At 72.5% G+C, this 19,503-nt stretch carries 19 protein-coding genes; 15 read left to right on the top strand and 4 right to left on the bottom strand.

Annotated elements, in window-relative coordinates; genetic code table 11:
- Window positions 1-64: 64 nt before the first annotated feature.
- The 3 genes from pdhA to BKD30_RS01035 are packed head-to-tail and all read left to right on the top strand — an operon-like array spanning window position 65 to window position 4,055.
- Window positions 65-1,276, top strand: a complete 1,212-nt coding sequence (gene pdhA / locus BKD30_RS01045) for a pyruvate dehydrogenase (acetyl-transferring) E1 component subunit alpha (protein ID WP_076700792.1) — start codon at window positions 65-67, stop codon at window positions 1,274-1,276.
- Window positions 1,273-2,421 carry an alpha-ketoacid dehydrogenase subunit beta gene (locus tag BKD30_RS01040; protein WP_076700789.1) on the top strand — a complete coding sequence of 383 codons (1,149 nt, stop codon included), beginning with the start codon at window positions 1,273-1,275 and terminating at the stop codon, window positions 2,419-2,421. The genes pdhA and BKD30_RS01040 overlap by 4 nt, the downstream gene beginning before the upstream one ends.
- A complete protein-coding gene (locus tag BKD30_RS01035) occupies window positions 2,418-4,055 on the top strand; it encodes a dihydrolipoamide acetyltransferase family protein (RefSeq protein WP_076700787.1) in 1,638 nt (545 codons plus the stop codon). The genes BKD30_RS01040 and BKD30_RS01035 overlap by 4 nt, the downstream gene beginning before the upstream one ends.
- 148 nt (window positions 4,056-4,203) lie before the next feature.
- On the opposite strand, the gene BKD30_RS01030 is transcribed toward BKD30_RS01035, so the two are convergent.
- Window positions 4,204-5,580, bottom strand: coding sequence for an APC family permease (locus BKD30_RS01030; RefSeq protein ID WP_076700784.1), 1,377 nt, complete (start codon window positions 5,578-5,580; stop codon window positions 4,204-4,206).
- Window positions 5,581-5,631: 51 nt separating this feature from the next.
- On the opposite strand from BKD30_RS01030, the gene BKD30_RS01025 reads away from it, so the two are divergent.
- From BKD30_RS01025 to BKD30_RS01000, 6 genes are all read left to right on the top strand, one after another.
- Complete coding sequence (locus BKD30_RS01025) at window positions 5,632-6,084, top strand: OsmC family protein (RefSeq protein ID WP_076700782.1); 453 nt, start codon at window positions 5,632-5,634, stop codon at window positions 6,082-6,084.
- 104 nt (window positions 6,085-6,188) lie between these two features.
- A complete protein-coding gene (locus BKD30_RS01020) occupies window positions 6,189-6,857 on the top strand; it encodes a hypothetical protein (RefSeq protein WP_076700779.1) in 669 nt (222 codons plus the stop codon).
- A 35-nt stretch (window positions 6,858-6,892) separates the two neighbouring features.
- Entirely contained in the window at window positions 6,893-7,339 is a 447-nt protein-coding gene (locus tag BKD30_RS01015; protein WP_076700776.1) for a phage holin family protein, read from the top strand.
- On the top strand, window positions 7,336-8,007 hold the full coding sequence (locus BKD30_RS01010) for a DUF3618 domain-containing protein (protein ID WP_076700774.1): 672 nt from the start codon (window positions 7,336-7,338) through the stop codon (window positions 8,005-8,007). The genes BKD30_RS01015 and BKD30_RS01010 overlap by 4 nt, the downstream gene beginning before the upstream one ends.
- Window positions 8,008-8,214: 207 nt before the next feature.
- Window positions 8,215-9,525, top strand: a complete 1,311-nt coding sequence (locus BKD30_RS01005) for an FAD-dependent oxidoreductase (RefSeq protein ID WP_076700771.1) — start codon at window positions 8,215-8,217, stop codon at window positions 9,523-9,525.
- Window positions 9,522-10,124: a TetR/AcrR family transcriptional regulator gene (locus BKD30_RS01000; RefSeq protein ID WP_076700769.1), complete on the top strand. Its 603-nt coding sequence runs from the start codon at window positions 9,522-9,524 to the stop codon at window positions 10,122-10,124. Before BKD30_RS01005 ends, BKD30_RS01000 begins: the two co-directional genes overlap by 4 nt.
- Here BKD30_RS01000 and gluQRS read toward each other — a convergent pair.
- Window positions 10,100-11,032: a tRNA glutamyl-Q(34) synthetase GluQRS gene (gluQRS, locus tag BKD30_RS00995; protein WP_076700766.1), complete on the bottom strand. Its 933-nt coding sequence runs from the start codon at window positions 11,030-11,032 to the stop codon at window positions 10,100-10,102. The two genes, BKD30_RS01000 and gluQRS, sit on opposite strands and share 25 nt — an antisense overlap.
- Before the next feature lie 168 nt (window positions 11,033-11,200).
- Here gluQRS and BKD30_RS00990 point away from each other — a divergent pair, with 168 nt between their 5' ends.
- From BKD30_RS00990 to BKD30_RS00980, 3 genes are all read left to right on the top strand, one after another.
- A complete protein-coding gene (locus BKD30_RS00990) occupies window positions 11,201-11,734 on the top strand; it encodes an AMIN-like domain-containing (lipo)protein (RefSeq protein WP_076700764.1) in 534 nt (177 codons plus the stop codon).
- A gap of 137 nt (window positions 11,735-11,871) precedes the next feature.
- Window positions 11,872-12,561: an SDR family oxidoreductase gene (locus BKD30_RS00985; RefSeq protein ID WP_076700761.1), complete on the top strand. Its 690-nt coding sequence runs from the start codon at window positions 11,872-11,874 to the stop codon at window positions 12,559-12,561.
- A 184-nt stretch (window positions 12,562-12,745) separates the two neighbouring features.
- Window positions 12,746-13,975: an MFS transporter gene (locus BKD30_RS00980; protein WP_076700759.1), complete on the top strand. Its 1,230-nt coding sequence runs from the start codon at window positions 12,746-12,748 to the stop codon at window positions 13,973-13,975.
- On the opposite strand, the gene BKD30_RS00975 is transcribed toward BKD30_RS00980, so the two are convergent.
- Entirely contained in the window at window positions 13,956-14,675 is a 720-nt protein-coding gene (locus BKD30_RS00975; RefSeq protein ID WP_235861222.1) for an amidohydrolase family protein, read from the bottom strand. The two genes, BKD30_RS00980 and BKD30_RS00975, sit on opposite strands and share 20 nt — an antisense overlap.
- A gap of 65 nt (window positions 14,676-14,740) precedes the next feature.
- Window positions 14,741-15,670, bottom strand: a complete 930-nt coding sequence (locus tag BKD30_RS00970) for a phosphatase PAP2 family protein (protein ID WP_159440525.1) — start codon at window positions 15,668-15,670, stop codon at window positions 14,741-14,743.
- Between the two features lie 198 nt (window positions 15,671-15,868).
- On the opposite strand from BKD30_RS00970, the gene BKD30_RS00965 reads away from it, so the two are divergent.
- From BKD30_RS00965 to menD, 3 genes are all read left to right on the top strand, one after another.
- Window positions 15,869-16,804, top strand: coding sequence for an o-succinylbenzoate synthase (locus BKD30_RS00965; protein WP_235861241.1), 936 nt, complete (start codon window positions 15,869-15,871; stop codon window positions 16,802-16,804).
- Between the two features lie 144 nt (window positions 16,805-16,948).
- On the top strand, window positions 16,949-17,482 hold the full coding sequence (locus tag BKD30_RS00960) for a type IV toxin-antitoxin system AbiEi family antitoxin domain-containing protein (protein ID WP_076700754.1): 534 nt from the start codon (window positions 16,949-16,951) through the stop codon (window positions 17,480-17,482).
- A 214-nt stretch (window positions 17,483-17,696) separates the two neighbouring features.
- Window positions 17,697-19,502: a 2-succinyl-5-enolpyruvyl-6-hydroxy-3-cyclohexene-1-carboxylic-acid synthase gene (menD, locus tag BKD30_RS00950; RefSeq protein ID WP_076700749.1), complete on the top strand. Its 1,806-nt coding sequence runs from the start codon at window positions 17,697-17,699 to the stop codon at window positions 19,500-19,502.
- Window position 19,503: the final 1 nt, after the last annotated feature.

Below are 19,503 nucleotides of genomic sequence, written 5' to 3'. Positions count from 1 at the left end.
ACAGGTCGCGGTCAGGCTTCGCGCGCTCCGCGAGCAAGGAGGGCGGTCCGGAAAGGGGAGAACGATGAGCGAGACCACGACCGATGTCACCGGCACGGCCGAGGACGCCGATGGGCGCTGGCCACGTCCGGGCACGCCGCCCTTCGGCATCAGCCTCGAGGACTACATGCTGCCCGCCGCCGCGCCGATCCAGATGGTGGACGAGACCGGGACGCGCCACGCCCCGGGTGAGGGACGCCTGCAGCCCGGCCACGAGTATCCTTTTCCCGCTGACGAGACCCTGCTGGCCGCGTACCGCAAGCTGGTCGTCGGCCGCCGCGTCAACGACCAGAACTCCGCCCTGGTCCGACAGGGTCGGATGGCGGTGTACCCCTCCAGCCACGGACAGGAGGCCTGCCAGGTGGCCGCCGCCTTCTGTCTGGGCACGCAGGACTGGCTGATGCCCACGTACCGGGACAGCGTCGCCGTCATGAGCCGTGGCGTGGACCCCGCGAAGGTGATGGTCTCCTTCCGCGGCGACTGGCACACCGGGTACGACCCGGTGGCCGAACGGGTGGCCACTCAGTGCACCCCGTTGACCACCCAGCTGCTGCACGCCGTCGGCGTCGCTCATGCCGCCAAGCTGCGCGGCGAGGACTCCGTCGTCCTGGCCATGTGCGGGGACGGCGCCACCAGCGAGGGTGACTTCCACGAGGCGCTGAACTTCGCCGCCGTGTTCCACCTGCCGGTCATCTTCTTCATCCAGAACAACCAGTACGCCATCTCCGTCCCGCTGGCGCACCAGAGCGCGGCGCCGTCACTGGCGCACAAGGCCGTCGGCTACGGCCTGCCGGGCGAGCGGGTCGACGGGAACGACCTCGCGGCGTTGCTGGCGGTCCTCGGCCGGGGAGTGGAGATCGTCCGCGACGGCAGCGGGCCCGTACTCGTCGAGGCGCACACCTACCGGATGCAGGCGCACACCAACGCCGACGACGCCACCCGGTACCGCCAGGACGACGAGGTCGCGGCGTGGGCGGCCAAGGACCCGGTCAGCCGACTGCGCTCCTACCTGACCGGCGCGGGCGTGCTCGACGACGCCGCCGAGAAGGAGATCGCGGCGGAGGCCGAGTCCGTTGCCGCCGAACTGCGTGCGGCACTGAACGCCGACAGCGACCTGGACCCGTTGGAGTTGTTCGCTCACGTCTACACCGAACCCACCCCCCAGCTGCGCGAGCAATCCGCGCTGCTGGCGGACGAACTGTCCCGCGAGTCGGAGCAGGAGGAGGCCGCGTCATGAGTCAGACGACCGTCAGCCCGGCGACCGTGCCCACGTCGTCGAACGCGAACGGCAACATCAGTACCGCAACCGCCCATGCCGCGGCGACGGCGGGCACGGCCGAGGCGGCAGGGCAGGCCCGCGGCGTGGGCCCCGCCCCGGTCACCTTCGCCAAGGCACTGAACACGGCGCTCGCGGATGCGATGACCGAGGACCCGACCGTCGTCGTCTTCGGCGAGGACGTCGGCACCCTCGGCGGCGTCTTCCGCATCACGGACGGGCTCACCGCCCGCTTCGGGACGGACCGCTGCTTCGACACCCCGCTGGCCGAGTCCGGCATCGTCGGCATGGCCGTGGGCATGGCCATGAACGGCCTGCGGCCCGTGGTCGAGATGCAGTTCGACGCGTTCGCCTACCCGGCGCTCGAGCAGATCTTCAGTCACGTCGCCAAGATGCACAACCGCACCAGGGGTGCCGTCTCCCTGCCGATGGTCATCCGCATCCCCTACGGCGGTGGCATCGGCGGGGTGGAACATCACTGTGACTCCTCCGAGGCGTACTACGCGCACACACCGGGCCTGAAGATCTACACCCCGGCCACCGTCGCGGACGCCTACCGGATGCTGCGGGAGGCGATCTCCTCCGACGACCCGGTCATCTTCTTCGAGCCCAAGAAGCTCTACTGGTCGAAGGAGAGCCTGGACCTCGCCGCCCTGCAGGACGCGGCCGGTCCCCAGGCGCGGGCGGAGGACCGGGCCGAGGGCAGGGCGGTGCTCGCCCGGTCCGGCACCGACGCCACGATCGTCACGTACGGGCCGTCCGTGCCGACCGCACTCGCCGCGGCCGCTGCCGCCGAGGCGGAGGGCCGGTCGGTCGCCGTCCTCGACCTGCGCACCCTGGTGCCGCTGGACGACGACGCGATCACCGAGGCCGTGAGCGCCACGGGCCGCGCCGTCGTCGTCGCCGAGTCCCAGGGCTTCGTCTCCGTGGCCTCCGAACTCGTCGCCCGGATCCAGGAACGCTGCTTTCACCGGCTGGCCGCGCCCGTGCGCCGCGTGACCGGGTTCGACATCCCCTACCCGGCGCCCAAGCTCGAACACCATCATCTGCCCAGCGTCGACCGGATCCTGGACGCGCTGGACGACCTGCAGTGGGAGGACCGATGAGCACCGCCACGAGCACCGTCCGCACCTTCCTCCTGCCGGACCTGGGCGAGGGACTGACCGAGGCCGAGCTGGTGCGCTGGCTGGTGACGGTCGGTGAGCAGATCGTCGTCGACCAGCCCGTCGCCGAGGTCGAGACCGCCAAGTCCGTCGTCGAGGTGCCCTCCCCGTTCGCCGGCACCGTCGCGACCCTGCACGGGGACGCGGGCGCCGTGATCGAGGTCGGCACGCCGCTGATCAGCGTTGACGAGGGCAGCGTCGCCGGTGCGGGCTCGTCCGCTCCTGCGGAGCCCGGTTCCGGCGACGCCGCTTCCGGCGACGCCTCTTCCGGCGACGCCTCTTCCGGCGACGCCTCTCGGGGCGCTGCTCCCGGTACCGCCCCGGCGGGCGCCGAGCGTGCCCTGAGCTACCGCGAGGAGGAACGTGCCGGGGCGACGCCGCCCGCGGAGGTCACGCCGGACACCGCCGGCGGTGACGCGGCTGAGTCCAGCGCCGGTGGTTCCGGCAACGTCCTGATCGGCTACGGCACCAGTGGCACGGCCACCCGGGGGCGTACCCGGCGACCGCGCGGGGCCGTTGCGCCTGCGACTGCTCCCGCGTCCGCGCCTGCGGTCCAGTCCGCGCCGGTGTCGGCCCCCAGCGCCCCCGCGGCGGCGCCCGCGGTGGCCTCCGGCGGCCGGCGCGTCCCCGCGGTGATCTCCCCGATCGTGCGCCGCCTGGCCCGGGACCTCGGCGTCGCCCTGGACGCGGTCACCGGCACCGGGCCGGACGGGCTGATCCTGCGCCGCGACGTCGAGGCGGCTGCGTCGTCGCCGGCGTCGGCTGACGCCTCGAGTTTCGGTTTCGTGGCCGGAACCGGTGAGCACCGGATGCCCGAAGCGCTCGCCGGGGCAGAAACGCGGGCCGGCGTGTCTATTGCGGGGGAGCTGGACCGGCGCACCGGGCTGACCGTCACGGCCCGCACGACCATGCGCGGCGTGCGGAAGGTGACCGCCGAGGCGATGACCCGCAGTCGCCGGGAGATCCCGGAGGCCACCGTGTGGGTCGACGTGGACGCCACCCGGTTGCTCACGCTCCGTGCGCGGCTCAAGGCGGCCGACCCCGCGGGGGCGCCGGGCCTGCTGGCGCTGATTGGCCGGTTCACGACGGCGGCCCTGATGCGTTACCCGGAGCTGAACGCCCGGGTCGAGGGCGACGACATCGTCACCGTCGACGGCGTCAACCTCGGCTTCGCCGCCCAGACCGACCGCGGCCTCGTCGTCCCCTCCGTGCCGAACGCCCACCGGCTGACCGCCCGCGAGCTCGACGCCGAGCTGACGACGCTGACCGCCCGCGCCCGGGACGGCAAGTGCACCCCGGCGGAGCTGCGCCGCGGCACGTTCACGTTGAACAACTACGGCGTGTTCGGGGTGGACGGGTCGGCCGCGATCATCAACCACCCGGAGGTCGGCATCCTCGGCGTCGGGCGGATCATCGAGAAGCCGTGGGTGGTCAAGGGCAAGCTCCGGGTGCGCCGGGTGACCCAGTTGACCCTCTCGTTCGACCACCGCGTGTGCGACGGGGGCACCGCCTCGGCGTTCCTCGGCTTCGTCGCTCGTGCCATCGAGGACCCGGCGACGGCGATCACCGAGCTGTAGGGGCTCCCCGCACCTTCCGGCCCGCGCGATGGGGACAGGTACTGACGCTGAGGCGGTGCAGGGTACTACCGCAGCGGTGGTAGCTGTCCCCATCGCGGTCGGTGTTGGTCGTCGTCACGGCCACGGCCGGTTCGCCGGGTCGCCGCGGTCAGCCGGTGGTGCCGGTATCAACGGTCCGCCGCCGGTGGGTGACGACGGCGAGAACGATCCCGATGACGAGCCAGATCGCCCCGACGATCAGCGCCGGTCCGCTCGCGGAGACCAGCACGAGGACGAGCAGGACGGCGCCCACCGCGGGGATCACGCCGTGGGCGACCCAGCGGCCGGGCTCGGACGCACGCCGCCGGATGAGCCAGTACCCGATCACGGCCAGGTGCAGCAGGATGAACGCCGTGAGCGCTCCGACGTTGACCGTGGAGCTGAGGATGTCCAGTCCGTCGGCGCGGGTGGCCGCCCACACCGCGACGATCACGTTGCCCACCGCCGCGAGCAGGATGGACCGCACGGGCGCTCCGGTGCGCCCGGAGATCACGGCCAGGCCGTGCGGCAGTCGCCGGTCGCGGGCCATGTCCATGATGATGCGGCTGCCCGCGCTCTGCCCGACCATGGCGGCGAACGCGGCGCCGGCCGCCTTCGCCAGGGCCAGCAGCCACTGCAGCCAGGCGCCGATACCGGTCTCGACCGCCGTGTAGTAGGCGGCACCCTGCTGCGCCGGATCGGCGGCGAGCTCCGCCGGAGTCGTCGGCGAGAGCAGCGCCCCGACCCACGTCTGGGCCACGAACAGGACGCCCGCGACGACCAGGCACAGCAGGGTTGCCCGACCGACCAACCGCGACGAGCCGCGCGTCTCCTCGGCGAAGGTCGCCAGGGCGTCGAAGCCGAGGAAGGACAGCACCGCGACCGAGACGGCGCCCATCACGGCGGCCAGCGCAAAACCGTCGACGCCGGTGAAGGGGCTCAACCACGGACGGGTGGGGCCCTGGGCGGCGAGCACCGCGACGCCGTAGATCAGTACGACGGCGAGCACGGCGAGTTCGAGCAGCACGACGACGGTCGAGACGCGGGAAGCGACCCGCACCCCGGCCAGGTTCACCGCGGTCGTGCCGAGGACGGCGACGACGACGAACACCCACACCGGGACGGTGGGAAACAAGGAGTTCAGCGCGATGCCGGTGAACATGTACGCCACGGACGGGATGAGCAGATAGTCGAGCAGGATCATCCAGCCGGCGACGTACCCCGCGCGTGGTCCGATCCCGGCGGTGGCGTAGGCGAAGACGGACCCGGCTCGCGGGATCTCGCGGGACATCCGCATGTAACTCGCCGCGGTGAACGCCATCACCAGCGTCGCGATCAGGTAGACACTGGCCACGGCGCCCCCGGAGCGCGCGTCGAGGGTGCCGAAGATGCCGACCGCCGCGGCCGGCCCGATGAACACCAGACCGAAGAAGACGAGCTGGCCGAGGGTGAGGGAACGCTTGAGCGAGCCCGGCCCCGCGGTGGTGGTCGCTCCGTGCGTGTCCATGATGCTCCTCCGTCGACTACAGCCATTGTGCTCCGGTGCCATGATGGGGCCATGACCGAGACCCCAGACCCCGCCCTGCGCTCCATCGACCTCACCCGCGACGCCACCGGCCGCTACACCGCGCGCAACGCCACCGGCGCGGCCGTCACTTTCGGTCGCGCCGAGGACCTGCTGTCCCCGGTGGAACTGCTGCTCGCGGCCATCGCCGGCTGCTCCGCCATCGACGTCGACACCGTCACCTCCCGCCGCACCGAGCCGACGGAGTTCCGGGTCGAGGCCACCGGCCGGAAAGTGGTCGAGGACGGCGCCAGCCGCGTGGAGGATCTGCGGCTGTCCTTCCGTCTCGCCTTCGACGACGACGACGCCGGGCGGCAGGCCGCGGGGATGGTGGACCGACTGGTCGCCCTCTCCCACGACAAGAACTGCACCGTCTCCCGGACGGTGGAGCACGGCACCCCCGTCGCGAACGACGTCGAGGTCCGGGTGGGGGACAGCGGGAACTGACCCCCACGTCATCGTGTTGCCCGCCGATCGTCAGTTCGCTTACCATTGAGGATCTAAGGCCTCGCCGGCACACGTCGGTGCCGGCTGGAACCGGAAGGATCCTCATGACAGAGAACCCGAATCGCACGTCCTCCGATCGGACGGACAGTGCTCGAGAGACGGCGCAGCACCAGGCGCAGCAGGTGAAGAACGACGCGCGCCAGGCCGCGAAGGACGTTGCCGGTACCGCGCGGGAGGAGGTCGGCAACGTCAAGGACGAAGCCGTCGACCAGGCGAAGGGGCTCGTCTCGTCCGCGAAGGAGCAAGCGAGCTCCCAGGCCGCCACGCAACAGCAGCGGCTGGCCCAGCAGTCCCGGACCGTCACCGAAGACCTCCGCCGGTTGTCCCGGGGAGAGAAGCCGGAGTCGGACATGGTCACGCGTGCGCTGTCCTCGATGGCCGATCGTGCCGAACACTTCACGACCCAGCTGGAGAACAAGGAGCCGGCGGATCTGCTCCAGGACGTGCGTCGCTTCGCGGCTCGGCGTCCCGGGGCCTTCCTCGCCATCGCCGCCGGCGTCGGGCTCGTCGCCGGTCGACTGACCCGCGGGTTGAAGGACCACTCCGACGGCGGCCCCACGCGGTCGACGGACCTCCAGCGACCGGTGTCCGGTGTCCAGCGCCCGCCCGCCCCGCCGACCTATGCGCCCGATCCGACGCGTGTCGACCGGGTCCCCGGAACGGCCTACCCCGAGGATGGTGCCGGTATCACCGTGCCGGAGGCCCGAGCATGAGCTCGACACCCGAGGACTGGAATCGGTCCGGAGTAATGCACCAGCCACCCTCGGCAGGAGGATCGTCGGCCGCACCGGAACCGGAAGCGGAGCAACGAGCTCGGACCGAGTCCGTGGGCGAGATGTTCAGCCACCTCGCCGGCAACCTGTCCACGCTCGTCCGTCAGGAGATCCAGCTCGCCAAGGTGGAGGCCACCGCCTCCGCCAAGCAGGCGGGCCGCGGCATCGGCTTCCTCGCCGGAGCGGCGGTCGGCGGCTTCTTCCTGTTGATGTTCCTGTCCATGGCCCTGATGTGGGCCCTGGGAGAGGTGATGGACCTGGGATGGGCCGCCCTGATCGTCGCGGTGATCTGGGCCATCATCGCCGCCATCCTCGCCCAGCAGGGCAAGAAGCAACTCGACAAGATCAAGGGTCTGCCGCAGACCCAGGAGACCGTTCAGGAGATCCCTGAGAACCTGCACCCCCACAAGGAGACCCGATGAGCAGCAGTAATCCCGACGAGATCCGCGCCGACATCGAGCGCACCCAGGTCGAACTGGGGCAGGACGTCGACGCGCTGGCCGAGAAGGTCAGCCCTACCAAGGCCGTCGGTCGGCAGACCGATCGGATCCGGGATCGGCTGACCGGCGTCCGCCACTCGGTGATGGGCACCCCCGACGCGAGGGGTCACAGCCAGGGCGGCCTGGGTGGCGCGAAGGACAGGGCCGGAGATGCCGCCCACCAGGTGGGCGGCCGCATCTCGGACTTCACCGACGAGGCCGGGGACAGGGTCCGCGAGGCCGGTGACGCGGTTCGCGGAGCCCCGGCTCAGGTCCGGCGCAGCGCCCAGGGCAACCCACTCGCGGTCGGCCTGATCGCGCTGGGCGCCGGCTGGCTGGTCGGGTCCCTGATCTCCACCAGTCGGGCGGAACAGCAGGCCGCGACCTCACTCAAGGACCACGCGGGACCCGTTCTCGACCAGGCCAAGAACGCGGCCGGCGAGATGGGCGAGAACCTGAAGTCCGACGCGCAGGACGCCGCCAGTTCCGTCAAGGACTCCGTCACGTCCGGCGCCGAACACGTCAAGAGCGAGGGCCAGGACCACGCGCAGGACCTCAAGGGCGAGTCCCAGCAGGCAGCCCAGCAGGTCAAGAACTCCGCCCGGAGCTGAGCAACCCGTCCGCCATGCGGACGAACGCACACCGATCGCCCGGAAGCCGCCGGCTTCCGGGCGATCGGTGCGGCCGGGGTCTGTGCGTCCGGGTCTGTCTATTCGGACGGGTCTGCTCACTCGGACGGCTGGGGCACCTTTTCACGGTGGCCACCGCGGCGTAACCTCAATTCAACAAGCGTTGAATTGCCGCGACGAGGAGCCGTCATGTCCACCCACGACACAGCGGGTACCGGCGTCGGTGCCGAGACCGACACGGTCCCCACCGAGCAGCGCGACTGCGTCATCGTCGGCGGGGGACCGGCCGGCGTCATGCTCGCCCTGATCCTGGCCCGCGCCGGCGTGAAGGTCACCGTGTTGGAGAAGCACCGCGACTTCCTGCGGGACTTCCGCGGGGACACCGTGCACGCCTCGACCATCCGGCTGATGGACGAGCTCGGTCTCGGCGCCGCCTTCGCCGCGCTGCCACAGGACCGGCTCGGCAACGTCGAACTCCCGCTGGGCAGGGGGACGACGGTGACCTTGGCCGACTTCGGTCGGCTGCGACCGCCGTACGACTACATCGCGATGATCCCGCAGTGGGACCTGCTCGACTTCCTCGTCGACCAGGCCAGGGCGGAGCCCACGTTCGAGATCCGGATGCAGGCCGAGATGACGCGCCTGCTCACGGACCGCGGCACCTGCACCGGCGTCGAGTACGTCGACCACGCCACCGGGGCGCGACGACGGCTGACGGCGCCGCTGACCGTGGCCTGCGACGGACGCGGTTCGCTGGCCCGTCAGCAGGCCGGGCTGGTCCCGAAGGAGTTCTTCGTCCCGTTCGACACCTGGTGGTTCCGGTTGCCGCGGCACGAGGGCGAACGGCAGCGTTCGTCCCTGATGCCGGTGTTCGGGCAGGGCGAGATCATGCTCTCGCTGGTCCGGAACAGGTTCTTCCAGATCGCCTACTTCCGGGAGAAGGGCGCCGACGCGCGGCTGCGGGACGAGGGCATCGAACGGTTCCGGGACCGGGTCGCCCGGATGCGGCCGGACCTGGCGGACCGGGTGGACGCGATCGGGTCGATGGACGACGTGCACCTGCTCGACGTCAAGCTCAACCGGCTGCGCCGCTGGTACCGCCCCGGCCTGCTGCTGATCGGCGACGCCGCCCACGCCATGTCCCCGGCCGGCGGCGTCGGCATCAACCTGGCCGTGCAGGACGCCGTGGCTGCCGCTGCCCGGCTCGCGGCTCCATTGCGGTCCGGCACGGTGACCGCACGTGATCTGGCCGCGGTGCAGCGACGCCGCTATCCGCCCACGGTGATCGTCCAGGCCGTGCAACGAGTCCTCCAGGCGCTGATCTTCGGCCCCGCCGTCCAGGGCGAGCGCGCCACGCCACCGGCCGGGCTGCTGTTTCTCGCCCGCCACGTGCCCGGCTTCTCCGGTCTGCCGGCGCGGCTGATCGCGCTCGGGCCGCGGCCCGAGCATGCCCCGGCCTTCGCGCGGCGCCCGGCTCGGCCGGCCGCACCCGCCAGGTGACGGCCCCGGGTTCCCGGCGCGGCCGGCGCGGTGCCGGGCACGACACCCGCACCCAACTGCTGGTGGCGGCGCGCCGCCGGTTCGCGTCCGACGGGTTCGACGGCGCCACGGTCCGGGGCATCGCCGCCGACGCCGGCGTCGACGCCGCCATGATCAACCACCATTTCGGCGGCAAGGAGGCCCTCTTCCTCGCCGCCGTCGAGGCGCCGTTCGACCCCGGCCAGTACGTCCGCTCCGTGCGCCCCGAGCAGATCGAAGGCCTCGCCGCCCGGCTGCTCGGGACCCTGCTGCCCGTGTGGGACTCGCCGGCCGGTGCGGCCGCGGTCGGCCTGTTCCGGTCGGGCCTGCACCGTGACTGGGGGGTGTCCCTGCTGCGTCAGTTCATCCAGCGTCGGGCGCTCGCCGTCATCGTCGAACATCTGCCGGGCGACGACGACGAGCGGGCGCTACGGGCATCGCTGGTGGCCAGCCAGATCACCGGACTGATCCTGACGCGGTACGTGCTGCGGCTCGAACCGCTCGCCTCCGCGCCGCACGACCAGGTCGTCGCCCTGATCGCCCCGAACCTGCAGCGCTACCTCACCGGCACCCTCCCCTGACCGCAGCTCGAACTGCGGGGAGGGGTGGGGGTGAACGTCCACGGGTCGCGGGGAAGGGAGGCCGGGTCGAACGCGGCAAGCAGACCGGCGGCGGTGCGCACCCCCGGCAGGTCCAGCGAGTCGGCGATCATCCCGACGACGTCGGCGACGGTGAACCCGGCCGCGGTCAGCTCCCGCAGCGTCACCGCACCGTCGCGCTTGGCCAGCCGCGCACTCGTGGGGCCGAGCACCAGGGGCACGTGAGCGTACGTCGGCGGCTGGAGGCCCAGCACGGTCGCCAGGTAGGCCTGCCGCGGGGCCGAGGACAGCAGGTCGTCACCGCGGACCACCTGGTCGACGCCCAGGTCACCGTCGTCCAGCACGACGGCGAAGTTGTAGGCGACCGTCCCGTCGTTGCGCACCAGCACGACGTCGTCGACCAGCCCGGTCCAGTCCCCGGCGAGGACGTCGTGCACGGTGAAGGTGTCGACCGCGGCGCGCAGTCGCAACGCCGGCGGCCGTCCTCTGGCCCGCCGTGCCGCTCGTTCGGCGTCATCGAGGTTCCGGCAGGTGCCCGGATAGGCTCCCGGCGCCGCATGCGGGGCGGACGCCGCCTCGGCGATCTCGCGGCGGGTGCACCAGCACTCGTACACCAGACCGCGGTTCCGCAACGACGCCAGCGCGTCGGCATAGCGGGACCGGCGAGCCGACTGGACGACGACGTCGCCGTCCCAGTCGATCCCGATCGCGGCCAGGTCCTCCAACTGCCGCTCGGCGGAGCCGGACCGAGCCCGGTCCAGGTCCTCCACCCGCATCCGGAAGTCCCGGCCGGTGCCGCGCGCGAACATCCACGCCAGCAGCGCGGTCCGCAGATTGCCGATGTGCAGGTCGCCACTGGGAGAAGGGGCGTAACGGCCGGCTGCACTCACCCGTTCACCCTACTGATGCCGGCACCGGGCCGAGGGATGGTGCGCCGATTCAGGAGAATCCCTCTATCGGGCGGTACGCGACGCTCCTACCATCGGATCACCGAGTGCGCCACGCACCGGGTGTGGCGCCGGAGTCGGCGGTCCGACGGACCGCCGGAGGAGGTCGTCATGAAAACCCTGCGAACGGCTGTCGCGACACTCGCGCTGGCCGGTTCGTTGCTCGTGGCTCCGTCGACTGCGACGGCAGCCACCACGACGGCGGGACCCTGGTGCGGCATCACCTGGGGCTCTACGCCGAAAGCCGACCAGCGGATGACCGTGGCCACGCTGACCGGCGTCCGCGCCGGCCAGCACCCGTGCTACGACCGGCTGGTCTTCGACGTGCGCGGCTCCACCGTGGGCTACAGCGTGCGGTACGTGACCACGGTGTACCGCGAGGGAGTCGGCACGCCGCTGCCCCTGCGTGGCGGCGCCTCCCTGGAGGTCATCATCCGTGCGGCCGGCACCAGTGCCGCCCTGAACCGGTCCGAGATGGTGCCGGTGGCCGGTTATCAGACGCTGCGCCAGGTGGCCTGGGGCGGCAGCTTCGAAGGTCAGTCGACCGTGGGGGTCGGCGTTCGCGCCCGGCTGCCCATGCGGGCCTTCGTGCTGCGCGACGGCGCCACCAGCCGACTCGTCGTCGACATCGCGCACCGGTGGTGACCCGCCCCGCAGGTGAGCGGCCCGCACGCAAGAAAGGATGAACGCGAGTGCCGCGGGTGAAGACCCGCGGCACTCGTGCGTGTTCGGGGTGTAGCCGGACGGGACGGAAACGACGTCGTCGGGCCTACGCTGAACGGATGGACAACCGCCCTCACGTACTCATCACCGGCGGCACCCGCGGCATCGGCTACGCCGTCGCGGAGGAACTCGCCGCCACCCATCACCTGCTGATCGGGGGCCGGGACCCCGAGCGGGTCGCCGCCGTCGCCGCCGGTTTCCCGTCCGCTGAACCCTTCGTCGCGGATCTGACGTCCGAGTCCGACGTCGCGCACGCCGCGGAGCGCGTCGGCCGCCTCGACGCGCTGGTCCACTCGGCGGGGATCACGGTGCTGGGCGCCGTTGAGGATCTCACCCGGCAGGCGTGGCGCGAGGTGCTCGAGGTCAACGTCGTCGCCGTCGCGGACTTGACCCGTCGGCTGCTGCCGGCCCTGCGCCGGACGAGCGGCCAGATCGTGCTGATCAACTCCGGCTCCGGGTTCGTCACCAGTCCGGGCAACAGCGTCTACAGCGCCAGTAAGTTCGCCCTCCGCGCGCTGGCCGACACGCTGCGCGAGGAGGAGCGAGCGCACGGCGTGCGGGTCACCTCCATCCACCCCGGCAAGGTGGACACCGACATGCAACGCCAGATCGTCGACCACCAGGGCGGGGACTACGACGCCGGGGCGTACCTGACGTCGGCGTCGGTGGCGCGCGCCGTGGCGTTCGCGCTCGCGGCCACCCCGGAGGCCCAGATCGAGTCGCTCAGTGTCCGCCCGATGACCCCGTAGCGGCGGGTCCGTCCCGGGCCTCGCGTCCTGGTTTCGCTCCGCGTCTCGCACTCTGGCCCGCACCATGAGGCCGTTGTTCGGGTTGGGGTGCTCTGGCCCGATCAGTGAGGCCCTTGTCCGGGCCAGAGTGCGAGCCTGACGACGCGGTGACGCGGCGCCATCGAACGACGGCGGCGCGCGTACAGTGACATCGATGGCCGGCCGCGACGACTTCTCCCTCCGCAGATTCGTCGTCCCCGTGTTCGGCCCCTCGGTGCTCTTCGCCGTCGGTGAGGGCGCCATCCTGCCGGTCGTGCCCCTCACCGCGCGCGACCTGGGCGGATCCGTGGCGGTCGCCGCGCTCATCGTCACCCTGATCGGGATCGGATCGTTGCTGAGCAACATCCCCGCCTCCATCCTCACCGCCCGGATCGGGGAACGGTGGGCCATCGTCGCGGCCGCCGTGCTGTGCGCGGTGGCCATGCTGGTGGCGTTGCTCGCGTCCGATCTCGCCATGCTCGCCGTCGCGGTGCTGCTGATCGGGGTCTCCGCCGCCGTCTTCAACCTCGCTCGCCAGCTGTACCTGACCGTCATGGTCGAGCCCCGGTACCGAGCCCGTGCCCTGTCCAGCCTCGGCGGCTCCATGCGGATCGGCCTGTTCATCGGTCCGTTCGTCGGGGCGGCGGCCATCCAGCTGGTCGGCCTCGGGGGCGCCTACGTCGTCGGCATCGTCGCGCTCGTCGCGGCCGGTGCCATCGCCCTGTCCATGCCGGACCCGCCCCTGCCCACCCGCGCGCTGCCCGTGCTCACCGGCGACCGGGAGGCGGACCAGTCACCGGTCCTGCCGGTGACCATTCGCTCGGTGCTGCGCAGCCACCGCCGCGTCTACGCGACCATCGGCACGTGCGTGGTGTTCGTCGCCGCCGTGCGGCAGGCGCGTCAGGTCGTCATCCCGTTGTGGGCGGATCACCTCGGTCTCGACCCGTCCACCATATCGGTGGTCTACGGCATCTCGGGTGCCGTCGACATGCTGGTCTTCTACCCGGCCGGCAGGCTGATGGACACCCGTGGGCGGCTCGCGGTGGCGGGTCCGAGCATGCTGGTGATGGGTGTGGCGCTGCTGCTCTGCCCGCTCACGACGGCGACCGTTCCGTTCCTGTTGGTCGCGGTGCTGCTGGGGTTCGGCAACGGCATCGGATCCGGCCTCGTGATGACCCTGGGCGCCGACTACTCCCCGCCCGACGGGCGGGCCCAGTTCCTGGGCGTGTGGCGGTTCATGGCCGATGCCGGGTCGACGGCCGGTCCGCTCGTGCTCTCCGCCGTGACCGACGCCGTCTCCCTGGCCGCCGGTGTCGGCGCCACCGGCGTGCTGGGCCTGATCGCCGCGACGCTGTTCCTGATCCTGCTGCCGCGGATCAGACCGGCCAATGCGTGAGAGCCCCGATCCGGTAGAACGCGGCCGCGTTGGCCCACCGCACCGCAGCCTGGTGTCGCCCGTCCACGGCATCGGCGAGCAGGTCCAGGTCCGCGTCGGCGAACGGCCGGCGCGCGCGGGTGGAGGGCAGGTCGGTGCCGGCCATCAGGGCCGTGGGATCGACGGCCATGATCGCGGCGATCGTTTCCGCCGGATCCAGGGCCACCCGGCCGAACCCGGTCGCCTTAACGCGAGCACCCTGCTCGACGGCGGTCAGCAGGTGGGTCAGCCCGTCCCGGTGCAGGCCGAGATGGTCGATGCTGACGGCAGGCAGGCGCCGCAGCACGGGCAGCAGTTCGGGCAGGTCCCGCGCGTCGACGTACAGCTCGGCGTGCCAGCCGGCGAGGTCGTGCACCCGGCGGGCGAGCGGTTCCAGGGCGTGCAGGGCCGCCGACCCGCCGCGGCGGAGGTTGAACCGCACGGCCCGCACCCCTGCCGCGTCGAGCCGGGCGATCTCCGCGTCGCTGACCGTCTCCGGAACCTGGGTGACCCCGACGAACCCGGGTCCCAGCCGGGCCAGCGCGTCGAGGAGGTACGTCTGGTCGAAGCCCTGGAAGGAGCCGGACACGACGGCGCCGCCGCGCACGTCCAGCCCGGCAACCCGCTGCCGGTATGCCGCCACCGGGAACGGGTCGGGCAGGTACCCGTCGTTGGGAATCAACGGGAACCGGGGATCGACGATGTGCAGGTGGGCGTCGAAGATCGGGCCCGCCGGCTCCGGCGCACTCAGGGCAGCACCGACCGCCGGCCGAAGGCGAGCGTCAGACCGGCGAACACGGCCGAGGCCGCGGACGCCTCGAGCAGCAGGCCCGCCCACAGGTTGCCGCCGGTGCCGGCGAGAGACGCCGGGATGACGCCGGTGTAGAGCAGTGCCGCGACGCACACGGCGACGGTGGCGACCCCGAGCAGCGTCAGGCCGGCCACCCGCGCCTGGTCGACCACCGCACGGTCCATCGCGGCCCAGCCCGCGCCGCGGCTGCGTCGTCGGGGCCGTGGATCGGACCGCGGGTCGGTCAACGCTGCGGCCGCCAAGGCCCAGGCGCCCACCACGCCCAGCGCCGCGACGACGTCCGCCGGCCGGTGCCAGTAGCTGACCAGCGTGGATCCCGCGACGAGCGTGGTGAACGCGGCGCCGGCGACACCGAACACGGGCCGCCACCGCCGGGGCACCGCGAGCAGCAGCGCCACCGCGGCGGCCCCACCGGCCGTCGTGTGCCCGGAGGGCAGCGAGTTCAGGGTGAGGGTGTCCACCCCGAGATCCGGCCGGGAGAACACGGCGTACTTGAGGAACTGGGTGCTCAGGGTCGCGCCCGCGACGGTCACGCCGACCGCGATCAGCACCGCCCAGCGACGCCGCACCAGGGCTATCAGCACGGCCAGGCCGATCAGCACACCCGCGATGAGAAACCACGGCAGGGTCTGCAACCACACGGCCGCCGGGGCCTCGGCGGTGTGCAGCCTCTGCGCACTGGTCAGCGGAGCCTCGTCCAGCTGCTGGCCGAGAACCGTACGGACGAAGAACGCGTACACCGCGAAGACGGCGGTGGCACACACGACCGCCCCCGTCCACAGGGCGGCCACCGGCAGGGTCCGGGCACCGGGCTGTCGGCCACCGCCGGTGCGGCCGCGGCTGCGGGTCTGGTCGGGCAGGCTCATCGGCTCCATTGTTCCATCCGCGCTGTTTCCTCCGGGCGTCGGCCGCTGCGCGTTCCCGGTGGGTACGCTGACCCGGTGATGAATGCGCCGCGACCCGGACCGGTCCCCTCGATCGGCGGGACGATCCCCGCCGTGGGACCCGTTGTCCTGCCGTCGTCGGCCGACCTGCAGGACGCCGCTCGCGTGGTCAGCGTGCCGATGCGGGTGCGGTTCCGCTCCACCGAGACCCGGGAGGCGCTGTTGCTGCACGGCCCGGCCGGCTGGGGCGAGTTCGCCCCGTTCCTCGAGTACGACGACGCGGAGGCCGCGGCCTGGCTGGCCGCCGGCATCGAGGCCGCCTGGACCGGTTACCCGACAGCCCTGCGCACCCGGATCCCCGTCAACGCCACCGTGCCGGCCGTGACCGCCGACCGGGTGCCCGACGTGCTCGCCGGTTTCGGGCCGGTGAGCACGGTCAAGATCAAGGTCGCCGAGCACGGGCAGCGCCTCGAGGACGACGTCGCCCGCGTCGCCGCGGTGCGCCGGGCACTGCCGGACGCGGCCCTGCGGGTCGACGCCAACGCCGGGTGGACGCATGAGGAGGCCGTGGAGGCGCTGACCGCACTCAGGCCCGTCGACCTGCAGTACGCCGAGCAGCCCGTCGCCGGCATCGACGGTCTCGCCCGGCTGCGGGACACGCTGCGTGCCCGGGGGATCGGCACCCCGATCGCCGCGGACGAGAGTGTGCGCCGCGCCGACGACCCGCTGCGGGTCGCGCGCGCCGGGGCCGCGGACCTGATCGTGGTCAAGGCGGCCCCGCTCGGCGGCGTCCGCCGGGCGCTCGCCGTCGTCGCGGCAGCGGCCCTGCCGGCCGTGGTCTCCAGCGCCCTGGACACCAGCATCGGCATCCGCGGGGGGATCGCGCTCGCCGCCGCGCTGCCCGACCTGCCGTTCGCCTGCGGCCTCGGCACGGTGGCCCTGATGGCCGACGACGTCGTCGCCGACCCGCTGCGACCCGTCGACGGGCACCTCGACGTGCGCGACGTCGTCCCCGACCCGGCCCGGTTGGATGCGCTCGCCGCGCCCGCGGACCGGGAACGCTGGTGGCGGGACCGGCTGGCCCGGGTGCACGCGGTGCTGGCCGAGCGCACCTGAGGAACCGTGGGAGCGCCCGCGTGAACAGCTGCGTGCAGTGCAGACCAGTGGCACAACAGTACCGAAATAGGTGCGGTTGTGACGGGAGGGAGCGGCGTGAGCTATCGAGAGGATCTCTGGGCGGTTGCCGCCGACCATCATTGAGTGCTGACCACCCGGCAAGCCGAGGACGTCGGTGTTCCGGCCGTGGAGGTTCGCAAGTTGGCCGCGCGCGGTGCGCTGGAGCGCGTGGGCTACGGCACCTACCGACACAAGGCCGTCTCTGCCGACGACTGGACCGCACTGGCCGGTGCTCTCGGCGTTGTCGGGGAAAACACCTACCTCGAAGGTGACACCGTGCTTGCCCTGTTCGATCTCGCACTGGTGAACCCGTCCAAAGCACGTGTGGGTGCCAGCCACCGGTACCGTGGCAGGCCACCCGCCGACGTCGTCGTCTCCCGACGGAGGGTGCCCGACGCGGACCTCGCCACGTATCACGGGCTCCGGGCCACCACCGTGCGCCGGGCTCTCCTCGACAGCGTCGACCATCTGTTGCCGGGGCGCGTTCGCGATGCGGTCGCGGACGGTGAACGTCGCGACCTGCTCACCGGGGCAGAGTCCGCCGAGATTCTCAATGCCGTAGCCGAGCGTGAACGCAACCTCGTGAAGCCGGATCACCCTGCTGCAGGAGACCGATGAAGCCGGACTCCGCGGTGAGCCGCCTGAAGGCACTCCAGTTCGCCACCGCCCCCAGAACGAAGACCGAGCCCGATCAACGCATCGGTGCGACTTCTTGGCTCCGGGCGAGGGTGGACGAGGTCACGCGGGCAGCGCACGAAGTGACGTGTTCGATGGAGCAGGTGCCTGTTGTATCGAGTGCGGAGGCTGACGCTCCGGGCGGGATGATGGACGGGTGACTGATGCGATGACCGTGGCCCGCGCCGTGGTCCGGCTGTTGATCGACGGCGGGGTGCGCGACGTCGTGGTCTGCCCCGGCTCCCGCAGCGCCCCACTGGCGTACGCGCTGGCCGAGGTGGCGGTGCCGCCGGACGCGGTGGACGTCCCGCCCGGCCGGGTGCGGCTGCACGTGCGGATCGACGAGCGTGCGGCCGGGTTCACGGCGCTGGGGCTCGCCCGCGGTAGCGGCCTGCCCGCGGCCGTGGTCACGACCAGCGGCACCGCCGTCGGCAACCTGATGCCCGCGGTGATGGAGGCGAATCACAGCGCCGTGCCGCTGCTCGTGCTCAGCGCGGACCGGCCCGAGGAACTGCGCGGTACCGGCGCGAACCAGACCACCCGGCAGTTCGGGTTGTTCGGGGTGCACGTGCGGGCCGCGCTCGACGTACCCGCCGACGATCCCGCCGCCGCGCTCGACGCCGCGGCCCGCGTGCTGGCCGCGGCGAAGGGCCTCGATGCGCCGGGGGAGTCCGGGGAGCCGGCACGCCAGGATGCCGCCCTGCTCCGCGTCGCCGCACCGGGGCCGGTCCAGCTCAACCTCGCCTTTCGGGACCCGCTCGTGCCCGCGGAGGAACCCGCGGACGACCCGTTCGATCCGTCGCCGGTGGACGTCTCCACCCTCGTGACCCCACCGAATGAGGACGCCGGGGCGGGCCAGTCGTCCCGCTCCGCGGCCTCCGCCACCGCGACCCGCCGCACCGTGGTCGTCGCCGGGGACGGTGCGGGCCGGGAGGCAGCCCTCTTCGCCGCCGGGCTCGGCCTCCCGCTGCTGGCCGAGCCCTCCTCGAACGCCCGGCACGGAGCCACGGCGGTCGCCGCCTACCGGTTGCTCCTGCCGCACCTGCTCGAGACGGTCGAGCGGGCGGTGCTGTTCGGTCGGCCCACCCTGAGCCGGCCGGTCGCCGCGCTGCTGGCCAGGCGGGAGGTCGATACCGCGCTGTACGCCCCCACGCCCGTCGCCTGGTTCGACCCCGGCCGACGACGGGAACGGCTGATCAGTGACCCCGGCGAGCTCGCCGACTTCGCCGGGGCCGGTCCGGCCGGCTGGGCGGCTGACTGGCAGGAACGCGGGGCACACCTGGCTGCCCGGCTGCGTGACCTGGCGGAGGCCGACGCGCGGGAGGCCGAGAACCGGGAGACCACCGGGGTCAACGGTCCGCTGCTGGCCGCACGGCTGTGGCGGGCAACCACCGGCATCCTCGTCGCCGGGTCCTCCAACCCCATCCGGGACCTGGACCTGATGGCCGGCGTCGACGGCGCTGGGCCCGACCGGGTGATCGCCAACCGCGGCGTCGCCGGCATCGACGGCACCATCTCGACCGCGTCCGGTGTCGCGCTCGGTACCGGCCGTCCCGTCCGCGTGCTCCTCGGGGACATCACGTACCTGCACGACGCCACCGGCTGGTATCTCGGGGCGGGGGAGCGGGAGCCGGATCTGCAGGCGGTTGTCCTCAACGACGCCGGCGGGGCCATTTTCGGCCTGCTCGAACACGGTCGGGTCGCCGGGCGACCCGGCTGGACGAACGCCATCGAACGCCTTTTCGGCACCCCGCAACGCGTCGACCTGTCCGCCCTCGCCGCCGCCTACGGGATCCGCCACCAGCGGGTGTCCGACGTCGATGCCCTCGACGCTGCGCTCGCGGCGCCGATCCGCGGTCGCAGCGTCGTCGAGGTCGTCGCGGACCGCACCCGTCTGGCCGGCCTGCATGCGCGGTTCACGGAGGCGGCCGCCGAAATTGTGAACGGCCGACCCGACCGCTGAC

Origin of the sequence: Tersicoccus phoenicis (assembly GCF_001968835.1) — a bacterium.
Taxonomy (GTDB): domain Bacteria; phylum Actinomycetota; class Actinomycetes; order Actinomycetales; family Micrococcaceae; genus Tersicoccus; species Tersicoccus phoenicis.
The sequence above is the reverse complement of the archived record's forward strand: the minus strand, read 5'-3'. Positions and strand labels throughout refer to the sequence as shown.